This window comes from Thermodesulfobacteriota bacterium, assembly GCA_040756475.1.
Classification (GTDB): Bacteria; Desulfobacterota; Deferrisomatia; order Deferrisomatales; family JACRMM01; genus JBFLZB01.
Genome location: JBFLZB010000170.1, coordinates 1 through 9832, shown reverse-complemented (window position 1 = coordinate 9832; position 9832 = coordinate 1). Strand labels below are relative to the sequence as shown.

At 72.2% G+C, this 9832-nt stretch carries 10 protein-coding genes; 8 read left to right on the top strand and 2 right to left on the bottom strand.

Translation table 11 applies throughout. From position 1 onward, the window contains the following. Nucleotides 1–57: 57 nt before the first annotated feature. From AB1578_18705 to AB1578_18675, 7 genes are all read left to right on the top strand, one after another. Nucleotides 58–864, top strand: a complete 807-nt coding sequence (locus tag AB1578_18705) for a methyltetrahydrofolate cobalamin methyltransferase (GenBank protein MEW6489925.1) — start codon at nucleotides 58–60, stop codon at nucleotides 862–864. 185 nt (nucleotides 865–1049) lie between these two features. Then, a complete protein-coding gene (locus tag AB1578_18700) occupies nucleotides 1050–3011 on the top strand; it encodes a hydantoinase/oxoprolinase family protein (protein MEW6489924.1) in 1962 nt (653 codons plus the stop codon). Beyond that, nucleotides 3008–3688 (top strand): vitamin B12 dependent-methionine synthase activation domain-containing protein, encoded by a 681-nt coding sequence (locus AB1578_18695; GenBank protein MEW6489923.1) that lies wholly within the window; start codon nucleotides 3008–3010, stop codon nucleotides 3686–3688. Before AB1578_18700 ends, AB1578_18695 begins: the two co-directional genes overlap by 4 nt. A 237-nt stretch (nucleotides 3689–3925) precedes the next feature. Beyond that, the gene (locus tag AB1578_18690; protein MEW6489922.1) at nucleotides 3926–4816 is read left to right on the top strand and encodes a DNA methyltransferase; all 891 of its coding nucleotides are present in this window, start codon (nucleotides 3926–3928) and stop codon (nucleotides 4814–4816) included. A gap of 213 nt (nucleotides 4817–5029) precedes the next feature. Further along, entirely contained in the window at nucleotides 5030–5662 is a 633-nt protein-coding gene (locus AB1578_18685) for a PHP domain-containing protein (GenBank protein MEW6489921.1), read from the top strand. Nucleotides 5663–5760: 98 nt separating this feature from the next. Continuing rightward, on the top strand, nucleotides 5761–7071 hold the full coding sequence (locus AB1578_18680) for an alkaline phosphatase family protein (protein MEW6489920.1): 1311 nt from the start codon (nucleotides 5761–5763) through the stop codon (nucleotides 7069–7071). Between the two features lie 26 nt (nucleotides 7072–7097). Beyond that, nucleotides 7098–7784, top strand: coding sequence for a nicotinate-nucleotide adenylyltransferase (locus AB1578_18675; GenBank protein MEW6489919.1), 687 nt, complete (start codon nucleotides 7098–7100; stop codon nucleotides 7782–7784). Here AB1578_18675 and AB1578_18670 read toward each other — a convergent pair. Together AB1578_18670 and AB1578_18665 are read right to left on the bottom strand one after the other, a co-directional pair. Next, nucleotides 7781–8380 (bottom strand): choice-of-anchor V domain-containing protein, encoded by a 600-nt coding sequence (locus tag AB1578_18670; protein MEW6489918.1) that lies wholly within the window; start codon nucleotides 8378–8380, stop codon nucleotides 7781–7783. The two genes, AB1578_18675 and AB1578_18670, sit on opposite strands and share 4 nt — an antisense overlap. Next, nucleotides 8358–9362: a lyase gene (locus AB1578_18665; GenBank protein ID MEW6489917.1), complete on the bottom strand. Its 1005-nt coding sequence runs from the start codon at nucleotides 9360–9362 to the stop codon at nucleotides 8358–8360. Before AB1578_18665 ends, AB1578_18670 begins: the two co-directional genes overlap by 23 nt. 176 nt (nucleotides 9363–9538) lie before the next feature. On the opposite strand from AB1578_18665, the gene AB1578_18660 reads away from it, so the two are divergent. After that, the coding region (locus tag AB1578_18660) for a hypothetical protein (protein ID MEW6489916.1) at nucleotides 9539–9832 on the top strand (294 nt) is incomplete at its 3' end.

Genomic DNA, 9832 nt, shown 5'->3' with positions numbered 1-9832 from the left:
GCCCTACCTGCTGAGCCGCCGTCACCCCTCACCTGTTACGCGTCACGAGGAGAGCACATGATCGTCGTCGGAGAACTCATCAACGCCAGCCGAAAGGCCATGGGCCCGGCCATCGAGAAGAAGGACGCGGCCGAGATCCAGCGGGTGGCGGTGGAACAACGGGAGGCGGGCGCCGACTACATCGACGTCAACGCCGGCATCTTCGTGGGCCAGGAGGCCGAGTACCTGACCTGGCTCGTACAGACCGTCCAGGAGGCCGTTGCGGCCCCCTGCTGCATCGACAGCCCCGACCCCAGGGCCATCGAGGCGGCCCTCAAGGTCCACAAGGGGCCCGCGGCGCCCATGATCAACTCCATCAGCCTGGAAAAGGACCGCTACGAGGCGCTCCTGCCCCTGGTGGCCGGCACCGACCTCAAGGTCGTGGCGCTGTGCATGAGCGACGAGGGGATGCCCGAGACCGCCGACCAGCGGATCCAGATTGCCGGGCGGCTCATCGAGGGCCTCACCCGCAACGGCGTCGCCATCGGCAACATCTTCGTGGACCCGCTGGTGCAGCCCCTGTCCACCCGCAGCGACTTCGGGGTGGAGTTCCTCAAGGCCGTGGAGGGCATCATGACCGGGTTTCCCGGGGTGCACACCATGTGCGGGCTCTCGAACATCAGCTACGGCCTGCCGGAGCGAAAGCTCCTCAACCAGACCTTCGCGGTGATGGCCGTGGCCAAGGGGCTCGACGGGCTGATCATCAACCCCCTGGACCGGCGCATGATGGCCAACCTGGTGGCTGCCGAGGCCCTGGCGGGCCGCGACAACTATTGCATGAAGTACCTCAAGGCCTACCGGGGCAAGCGGTTCGAGGGGCTGTAGGACCAGGGGATGGAACCGCAGAGGCGCAGAGGGCGCAGAGAAGAACGTATCTCGTGTGCGGGGCGAGGGAAATCGAGGCCAAGGGAGTGCCCTTCCGCAATGCCCGACACCCCACTTGGTGCCGCACCTTTGCGCCTCTGCGGTTCCCGTCAACCCGTCTGTAGGTTTCCACTCGGGCAGAAGCCGTGACACCCGCCGCCCTCCTGCGCCTGGGCCTCGACGCCGGGGGGAGCTACACCGACGCCGCACTCCTGGACGGAGCGGGAGAGGTCGTGGCCTGGGCCAAGGCGCCCACCATCCCGGCCCAGCCCGCCCGGGGGATCGCCGGCGCCCTCGCGAAACTCCCCCGGGAGCACCTGGCCCGGGTGGGGCTCGTGGGCCTCGCCACGACGTTCGCGACCAACGCCCTCGTGGAAGGACGGGGCGCCCGCGCCGGCCTCGTCCTCATCGGGTACGACCCGCCGCTGCCCCGCCTGCCCGGCAACCCTCCCCTCCTGGCCGTGGCCGGCGGGCACGACTACTGGGGAGAGGAACGCGGGGCTCTGGACCGGGCCTCCCTGGAGGCCGGGCTCGATCGGTTCCCCCCCGGGCTCCAGGCCATGGCCGTCGCAGCGGTCTTCTCGGTGCGCAACCCCGCCCACGAGCTCGCAGCGGCCCGCCTCGTGGCCGAGCGCAGCGGGCTTCCCACGGTTTGCGGCCACCGCCTGTCGTCGCGCCTCGACGTAATCCGCCGGGCGGTTACCGCGTGGTGGAACGCCCGCCTGATCCCCCTTTTGACCGGCCTCTTCGACGCCACCGAGGCCGTCCTCGCGACGGCCGGCGTCCGAGCCCCCCTCATGGTGGTCCGGGGTGACGGCACCCTCATGTCGGCGGCCACCGCCCGGGAGCGGCCGGTGGAGACGCTGCTCTCGGGGCCGGCGGCGAGCGCCCTGGGGGCGAGCCACCTGAGCGGACTCGCCGACGGGTTCGTGGTGGACATGGGGGGCACCACCACCGACCTTGCGCTCCTCTCCGGGGGCCGGGTGGAGCTGGACGGGGAAGGAGCGCGGGTGGGGCCCTGGCAGACCCACGTGGAGGCCGCCCGAATGCGCACCGTCGGGCTCGGGGGAGACAGCCTCATCTCCTGGCGGCAAGGCAGCGTCGAGGTCGGCCCGCGGCGGGTCGAGCCCCTGTGCCTCGCGGCGGCGCGCTCCCCCCGGGTCGTCGCCCTCCTGCGGGAGGCCCTGCGCCGTCCCCCGGCCTCGCGCCGAGCCAACCCCTCGTGCCTGTGGCTGCCGGCAGAAGGAGCCCCCAAGGATCCCGGCGCCCTGCGGTCCGGCCCGCTGAGCGAGGCCCTCCTCCTGGAGGACGCCGGGCGATCCGTCTCACTGAGCGAGCTCGAGCGCCTGGAGCACGACGGTCTCGTCGCCCGAGCCGCCCTCACCCCCACGGACCTGCGGGCGGCGGCGGGGGAGTTTTCCCTCGGGGACCCCGAAGCTTCGCGCCTCGGCCTCGCCCTCTGGGCCCGCCGCGCGGGCCTTTCCGTCGAGGCCTTCGCCGCGGCAGTCGAAGAGGAGATCCGCCGCCGGCTCTGCACCGAGGCCGTGGCCTTCGCTGACCCGGAGCGCGGCCCGGCCTTGGCGGAGCTCTGGCCCGCATGGTTCCCCACCCGGTCGGAGCGTACCGACGCAAGCCCGGTGGAAGTGCAGGTCCGCCTGGGCGGCCCCGTCCTGGGAGGGGGCGCGCCCGCCGCCGCCTTCCTCCCGGAGGCCTTCGTCCGGCTTGGGGCCCGCTGCGTGCTCCCCGAAGCCTTCCCCGTCTCCACTGCGGTCGGCGCCGTGGTGGGAGCCGTGGAGGTCACCCTGCGCGCCGAGGTCCACCCCACCCCCGAGGGCACCGCAATCCTGTATGCCCCCGAAGGACGGACGCAGTTCCCGGACGCCGAGGATGCCCTCGCCGCCGGCCGCCGAACCCTGGAGGTCCTGGCCCGCGAGCGCCTGGCCGGCGAGGGAGTAGCCGAGCCCGTCCTCCACTGGCACGAGGAACGGGTGACGGCGCCGCTGGGGGCCGGCGGAGTGTTCCACGTTCGCACGGAGCTTGCGCTGCGGGCGTCCGGGCGGATGGACCTGGCCGGGCGAAACCCAGCCCCCGGGAGGACTTCACCGTGAACCCGACCCTCCTCGAACCCCTCCCCCTGGAGCTCGACCCCGCGAGCGCGGTCAAGCGCCTGCGACTGGGGCGCACCCGGGACCCCGAGGCCCGGGTGCGCGTGCTCATCCGCAGGGTGCTCGAGCTCGCCAAGCCCCGGGGTCTCTATGCCGTCCACCCCGTCGGCGAGCGGGGCGAGGACTGGGTCGCGGTGGGCGCAGCGCGCCTCCACAGCGTCGTCCTGGCCCGCCACACCCGGGGCGCCGAGCAGGTCTTCCCCTACCTGGTCACCCTGGGCCCCCGGGTGGAGGAGGAGGTGAGCCGCACCGCCGACCTCCTGGAGCAGTACTGCCTCCACGAGGTGGCCAATCTCGCCCTCGCCCGCGCCCGGGACGCCCTGCGGGCTCGAGTCGGCGAGGCCTTCGGCCTCCCCAAGCTCTACAGCCTCGCCCCCGGCTCCTTGCCCGACTGGCCCATCACCGAGCAGCGCGCCCTCTTCGGCCTCCTGGGCGACGTGGAGGGGAGGCTCGGCGTCCGCCTCACCGAGAGCTTCCTCATGATCCCCCGAAAGTCCCTCTCGGGCCTGATCTTCCCCTCCGACCGCCCCTTCGTCTCCTGCCGCCTCTGCGGCAGCCGCGACTGCCCGGGCCGCCAGGCGGCCTACGACCCCCAAGCCGCCGCGGAAGACCACGACTGATCGTCTGTGCCGGAGAACTTCCGCGGCCTAGCCGCGTCACGCGGCACCCTCCGTATCGCGCCTTTCCCGCCTCAGAAGGCCTGGCAACTCCCTCTTCTGCCGGGTCAGCGCCATCGTTCGCAAGCCCGGACCGCTGCAGAGAATGCGTGCCCGCGTGGAACGCCCCGGAGCGGCTGTGATATACGCGAGGGAAGCGCCGGCAGCGTTGGGCGCCGCGCCTCGAGCCGGGAGAACGGGATGGGCAAGATCGTGCTCGCAGACAACATGGAGGTCCTCCCCACGCTGCCTTCCGCGTCCGTGGACCTCATCTACATCGACCCCCCCTTCAACACCGGAAAGATTCAAAAGCGCACCCAGATCCAGACGATCCGGGACGAAGCGGATGGGGATCGGATCGGGTTCCAAGGCAGGAGGTACCGGACGGTCCGCGTCGGGACCAAGGGCTTCGTGGACTTCTTCGACGATTTCCTGGCCTTCCTGGAGCCGCGCCTGCTCGAGGCACACCGCATCCTCAAGCCCACCGGCTCCCTCTTCCTCCACATCGACTATCGCGAGGTTCACTACTGCCGCGTCCTTCTGGATGCGATCTTCGGCCGCGAGTGCCTGGTGAACGAGATCATCTGGGCCTACGACTACGGGGCGCGGTCCAAGCGCAAATGGGCCACCAAGCACGACAACCTTCTCTGGTATGCCAAGGATCCCGACGAGTACACATTCCACTTCGACGAGGTGGACCGCATCCCCTACATGGCTCCGGGCCTGGTGGGTCCCGAGAAGGCCGCAAGGGGCAAGACCCCCACGGACGTGTGGTGGCACACGATCGTCCCGACCAACGGCAAGGAGAAGACGGGCTATCCCACGCAAAAGCCCCTGGGAGTCCTCAACCGCATCGTCAAGGTCCACTCTCGCCCCGGAGACCTCCTCGTAGACTTCTTCGCCGGAAGCGGAACCCTGGGGGAGGCGGCGGCCCGCCTGGGTCGCGACTTCCTCCTGGTGGACAACAACCCCGACGCGGTCGAGATCATGAGCCGGCGGCTGGCCTTCGCCGCTCCCGAGTGCGTCGGCTTTGTGCCGGCCGGCGCCCCTGTCGCCCCGATGCGCCCCTTCGGTGGGGAGCAACCGAGGTGAGAGGAGCAGGAATGGGGCACCTTCGCTAAACCATGCGACGGCCGCCGAGAGGCGCCGGAGGAGAGGGGGCGACTTCCGTTCCCACCTTCATCGGAAGCCGCGATGCCCGGCTCCCTCGACCTGCTCCGTTTCCGATTTGCGGTCCGCACCGACCGGGCGTAGCGTGGTGCGCGCCGGGGGCAGCCCCGGCGAGACCCCTTCCCCGGATGATCCGTGCGCTTCGACCTCCACGTGCACACCGACCTCTCCCCGTGCAGCTCGCTCGGCCTGCGCGACATCCTGCGGCACGCCCGCAGGCTGGGGCTCGACGGCGTGTGTCTCACGGACCACGGGACCACGGCGGTGCGGCACCTGGTGCGGGAGGGCGTGCAGGACGACGGCCTGTGCGTGGTGATCGGGATGGAGTACGAGACGGCAGAGGGAGACTTCCTGGTCTTCGGCCCGTCCCCGGTCGCGCAGGAGGACCTGCCGCCGGGACTGCCGGCCCGGGAGCTCCTGCACCGGGTGGAGCGGGCCGGGGGCGCGGCGGTGGCGGCCCATCCCTTCCGGGCGTCCCGGCCCGTGGGGGGACGGATATGGGGGGAGGGTCTGTGCCGTGTGGTCGAGGCCCACAACGGACGCAATACTGTCCTGGAAAACCGCCGGGCCGAAGAGTTCGCCGCCCGCCACAGGCTCGCCGCCACCGGGGGGAGCGACGCCCACCGCCTCGACGAGCTGGGCCGGGCCGTCACCCGCTTCGAGGTCCCCGTTTGCTCGCGCCAGGAGCTGGTGTGGGCGCTGCTGGCCGGGCTTTGCCGGCCCGAAGGGTCCCTCGTCCCCCCCGTTTCGTTCCGCTCCGCCGCCTAGACCGCCCAAGCCCGCAAGGCCTTCCGACTCGGGCGTCCGGGGCCGGTCGGTGGTACCCTTCGGGGGTCGCCCCGCCCCGGCGCAGACGGAGGGACCCCGTGCCGAGCAAGTGCGTGCTGATCCTGCTGGACGGCCTGGGCGACCAGGCCCAGGAGGTGCTGGACCACCGCACCCCCCTTCAGGCTGCCCATACCCCCTGCCTCGACCGCCTGGCCGCCCGGGGAGCCAACGGGCTCTACCACGCCGCCGCCCTGGGGCAGGCCCTGCCCAGCGAGCTCGCCCACTTCGCCCTGTTCGGGTACGACCCGGCGGAGTTTCCGGGCCGGGGCCCCCTGGAGGCGCTGGGAGGCGGCATCGCGCTGGCCCCCGGAGACGTGGCCGTGCTGGCCCACTTCGCCTCCCTCTCGGACCGGGATGGCGAGCTCTGGGTCGACGTGGACGAGCCGCGGGCGGACCCGTCCGACACGGCGGCCCTGGCCGAGGCCGTGGCCTCCTGGGAAGTCCACGGCGTGACCGCCCGCTTCGCGCCCGTCAAGGGCACCTACGGCGTGGTCATCCTGCAAGGAACCGTGTCCCCCTTCGTCACCGACACCAACCCCATGCGGGAGGGGTGCCCGGTGCCCGACGTCGTCGCCTGGGAGGCCCACGACGGCGACCCGGCGGCGCGCGACACCGCCCGGGCGCTCAAAGGCTACCTCGCCTGGGCCCACCGCCGGCTGCGGGAGCACCCGGTGAACACCCGGCGGGTCCGGGAGGGGCTCCCCCCTCTCAACGGCCTCCTCACCCAGCGGGCGGGCCGCCTGGGCAAGCCCCTCTCCTTCCGGGACTACACCGGCCTGCGGGGGTTCTCGCTCGCGTCGGCCCCCCTCTACTGGGGGCTGTGCACCTACCTGGGGATGGACGTCCGGAAGGTGACCGACACCGCCGACCCCGCCCGAGACCTGGCGGAGCGCCTGCGGCTGGCCCGGGAGGCCCTGACGACCCACGACTTCGTCCACGTCCACACCAAGGCGCCCGACGAAGCGGCCCACCGCAAGGATCCCCGGGCCAAGCTCGCCGTCATCGAGGCCCTGGACCGGGCCCTCCAGGAGGCCTCCGGGCCCCTGGCCGACGATCCCGAGATCCTCCTGGCGGTGACCTCCGACCACTCCACCCCCAGCTCGGGCCCCCTGGTCCACTCGGGAGACGCGGTTCCCCTGATGCTCTGCGGCCACGGTGTACGCCGGGACGCCGTGACCCGCTACGACGAGGTGAGCGCCGCCCAGGGGGCCCTGGGGTGCGTTCGGGGGCGGGAGCTCCTGTACCTGGTCCTGAGCCACCTGGGCCGGGCCCGGCTCGCGGGCACCCGGGAGGCGCCTTCGGACCGGCCCTACTGGCCGGCGCCCTACCGAACGTTCCGGCTGCAGTAGGCGCCCCCCACCCGAGACAGGGATCCATGGCGGCAGACCAACACCCCATCCCCTACGACGTGGGCGTCCTCCACGGGCGCTTCCAGGTGCTCCACAACGACCACCTGCGCTACCTCCTGGCGGGGAAGGCCCTGTCCCGCCACCTGGTGGTCGGGATCACCAACCCCGACCCCACCCTCACCCGGGAACGGAGCGCCGACCCCCACCGGAGCCGCCCCGAGGCCAACCCCCTCACCTACTACGAGCGCCAGGCCTTGGTGCGCGCCGCCCTGGGGGATGCCGGGGTGCCCGCCGAGGCGTTCACGGTGGTTCCCCTGCCCATCAACTTCCCGGAGCTCTATGGCCACTACGTGCCCCTGGACGCGGTCTTCTTCCTCACCATCTACGACGACTGGGGGCGGGAAAAGCTCCGCCAGTTCCAGGAGCTCGGCCTGCGGACCCACATTCTGTGGGACGTACCTCCCGAGGCCAAAGGAATCAGCGGCAGCGAGGTGCGGCGCAGGATGGCGCGGGGAGAGCCGTGGAAGCCCCTGGTTCCGCCCGCGGTGGCGGTGCTCCTCGAGGCTTGGGACGTGCCCGGGCGCCTGCGCCGCCCGCGGGAAGGGGCGCCCATCCCTTCGCCGGGCCCCGGCAAGGGCACCAGGGACACCCTGTTCCCAGAAGGGGACCCGGCAAGTCGGCCGTCCGGCAAGAGCTTCGCGAACCGCCGCTAGTTGGGTCCGTCCTCACCGCCACCGCATCCCCCCTCCCGTTCCCGGCCCCTCCGCTCCCCCAGGTAGACGAAGTCCCCGAGTTCCGAGTCGTCACCATTCGCCGCGTTGGCCGCCACGTGGAGGATCACCTCCCCGCCCGAGCCCGGCGGGGACTCCCACTCCACGATCCACCAGAACGACCCGTCGGCCGGGGTGCTTCCTCCCGCCTGACGGGCGTAAGGGACTCCGGCAGGGCCCTCGACGACCTCGGTTCCCGCCCGGGTGGTGAGCCGGCCCGCCGGCCGGCCCGCGCGCTCGCCCGCTCCAAACCGCACGGCGAGCTGGAAGCCACCGCGGACCGTTCCGGGCCGCGTGAGGGTCACACGGAGCTCGTAACGCCGGCCCGGCTCGAAGTCCTCCGGAAACCCCTCGACGTCGAGGCGGCCTGCCGGGTCGTCCAGGGGCTGGTCGAAGTGGCACCGGTGGCACGTGGGCTCCCCGAAGCCGCCCGTGTGGCCCGCGGGCGGCCCGTCCAGGTAGGCCTGGGCGGGCGCCGCCCCGGCGAAGACGGCCAGGAGCGCGACGAGCGCCGCCCTATGGCAGCCGGGCGCGGCCAAGGGTGTTCTCGTCGGTCCCGAACCAGAGCTTCCGGGTCGGGCGGTGGAAGATCATGTGGCGCACCGAGCCTGCCCCGCTGGGGAACTCGGTGCGGCTGAAGAACTGCTCGGTCCCCGGATCGAACCCCGTAAGGCGGTTCGGCCGAGGCCCGGTCTCCACGAACCACAGGCGGCCCCGGTCGTCCGCCGCCAGGGCGTAGGGCCGGGCGCCCTCCCCGCCCGGCACCCGCCACTCCCGCACGCCGCCCGTGGCCGGGTCCAGCCGCCCGAGGTAGCCCTGGGCGTAGTCCACGTACCAGACCCCGCCATCGGCCGTCAGGTCCAGGCGCCGGGGCCGGGCGGCCTCCCGGGGCAGCGAAATCTCTCGCAGCTCCAGGGTCCTCGGGTCTACCGTTCCGACCTTGTGGGTACCGAAGGCGACGAACCAAGGGCGCCCTGCCCCATCCGCGACGATACCGTAGGGCCGGGCGCCGGGCGTCGGCACCCGGATCAGATCCACCCTCCCGGTGGCTGTCGTGAGCTTGCCGACGAAGTTTCCACCCTGGACCGTAAACCAGATGTCCCCGGCCGGATCGAAGGCGAGCGTATGGGGATCCCGGGCCGCCGGGTCGGGCATGGGGTACTGGACGATCTCCCCGGTCGCCGGGTCGAGCCGGCCGATGTGGGCTGCCCGGTTGCCCGCGTACCAGACCAGCCCCTCCCGATCGACCAGGAGGTTGTGGGGCCCGGCACCGGGGTCGAGGTCATAGCGGCGGAACGCGGCCGTGGCGGGCTCGAAAACGGCGAGGTAGTCGCCCCGCTGCCCCACGAACCAGACCCTCCCCCGGCCGTCTACATAGGGGTCCCTGGGCCGGGTGTCCTCCCAGGGCACCGGCCACTCGGCAATTTCCACTTGGGTTGCGTCTCCCGACCTGGAATCCCCGGCCGAAGAGACGACGGCGAGCGCGGCCGCAGCGGCCGCAACGAAAGAGATCGCTCTCATGGCAACACCTCCCGGACGAAGCATCCGTCTCGAGGTAGGAAACACGCCCCCAAGGTATCCACCCCAGGCGACCGCGGCCAGTCGCGGCAGCGCTGCGCGGCCCCCCCATCGCAACTCGACCGGGGGCGAGAATCGGGTAAGCTGACCGGGCACCGGGGGGCCTGGGGAGAATCGGGATGGTCGTCTTCGTCCTCACGTTCTTAGTGGTCTACGCGGCCCTGCACGCGGTGGTGCTCCGGGGCATCTACCCGCTGCTCACCGGGCACCCGTACCTGCCGGCGTTCGTGGGGGGTTGGATGGGGGCCATGGTGATCGCGCCAATCCTGGTGCGGCTCCTGGACCGCGCCGGGTGGGAGCAGCTCGCCCGGGCGGTGGCGTGGGTCGGGTACGGGTGGATGGGCTTCGTCTTCCTGGCGTTTTGCCTCTTCGGGGCCCTCCAGATCCTCGACCTCCTGTGGCTGGCGACCGCA

Bases quoted from the DNA above. Each gene is read 5' to 3' on its own strand.
- AB1578_18665 (MEW6489917.1), bottom strand. From the start codon at position 9,362: ATGAGAGCGATCTCTTTCGTTGCGGCCGCTGCGGCCGCGCTCGCCGTC.
- AB1578_18675 (MEW6489919.1), top strand. From the start codon at position 7,098: ATGGCGGCAGACCAACACCCCATCCCCTACGACGTGGGCGTCCTCCAC.
- AB1578_18690 (MEW6489922.1), top strand. From the start codon at position 3,926: ATGGGCAAGATCGTGCTCGCAGACAACATGGAGGTCCTCCCCACGCTG.
- AB1578_18705 (MEW6489925.1), top strand. From the start codon at position 58: ATGATCGTCGTCGGAGAACTCATCAACGCCAGCCGAAAGGCCATGGGC.